Source organism: Bradyrhizobium guangdongense, assembly GCF_006483445.1.
Taxonomy (GTDB): domain Bacteria; phylum Pseudomonadota; class Alphaproteobacteria; order Rhizobiales; family Xanthobacteraceae; genus Bradyrhizobium; species Bradyrhizobium guangdongense_A.
Genome location: NZ_PPPT01000302.1, coordinates 1 through 1,236, shown reverse-complemented (window position 1 = coordinate 1,236; position 1,236 = coordinate 1). Strand labels below are relative to the sequence as shown.

General features: G+C 64.2%; 1 protein-coding gene. It reads left to right on the top strand.

The features are described from left to right. Window positions 1-234 precede the first annotated feature (234 nt). Window positions 235-1,158 (top strand): division plane positioning ATPase MipZ, encoded by a 924-nt coding sequence (locus C2U70_RS32200; protein WP_140982703.1) that lies wholly within the window; start codon window positions 235-237, stop codon window positions 1,156-1,158. Window positions 1,159-1,236 lie beyond the last annotated feature (78 nt).

Sequence of the window (1,236 nt, the reverse complement as noted above, 5' to 3'; positions counted from 1 at the left end):
CCCATGCACAGTAGACAGCGTCAGCCGGCGCGATGCGCGGCGGATGCTGTCTACTGTGCATGGGGTTGTTTTCGCCGCGGGCTGATCGCTTTGTGGGATCGATCACAGACGCGCACCGTCGCGCGATTCATGATTAAGACGAACGCGGCGCGATTTGAGCATCCTGACACGCATTTCACTTGACCGCAGACGCGGTCAACTTGAAGATCATTTAGCGGGGAGTTGAGGATCGTTATGCTTGTGCAGACTAGCCAAGGCCAGTCCGGCTCGGCGCATGTAGTCGTGCTCGGCAACGAGAAAGGTGGCTCGGGAAAGTCCACCAGCGCCCTGCACATTGCCGTCGCTCTCCTCAAGGCCGGCCAGCGCGTCGCCACCATCGACCTCGACTGCCGCCAGCAGAGCTTCACCCGCTACATCAACAACCGCGCCGCCTGGGCGCGCCGCACCGGGCTCGACCTCGAGCTGCCGGTGCACCGCTGCATCAAGCTCGGCCAGACCATGCAGATCGCCGAGAACGAGAATTCCGAGTTCCAGCAGTTCATGGACGCGGTCTGCGCCGTCGAGAGCAGCTTTGACTTCATCGTCATCGATACGCCCGGCACCGACAGCTATTTGATGCGGCTGGCGCACTCGATGGCCGACACGCTGGTCACCCCGATCAACGACAGTTTTCTCGACTTCGACGTTCTCGGCACGGTCGACCCCGCCAACTATGCGGTAACGGGCGAGAGCCATTACTCGGAGATGGTCCGGGATGTCAGGCGGAAGCGCCGCCAGCTCGATGGCTCCACCACCGACTGGATCGTGGTGCGCAACCGCCTGTCGATGCTCGGCTCGCGCAACAAGCAGCTCGTCGCCGACGGCCTGAAGGAATTGTCGCTTCGTCTCGGCTTCCGCTACGTCGATGGCTTTGCCGAGCGTGTCGTCTACCGCGAGTTCTTCCCCCGCGGCCTGACGGCGCTCGACGACATCGACGAGGCGACCCTCGGCATGCGGCCCAATCTCGGCCATGTCACCGCCCGCGAGGAGGTGACGAGCCTCCTGCGCCAGCTCAAGCTGCCGCTCGACGAGCGCGGCCGCCGCCGTGCCGCCAACCGCGCCGAGTGGTTCACCCAGGTCGACAAGCCGCTCGAAGTCCACGACATCTTGGGCGCCTGACGGCGGCGGTAGCAGCCTACTTCCCACCCCCCATCCAAAGGTATTCGCCCAAGCGTCCCGGTTCCCAAGGGAACCCGG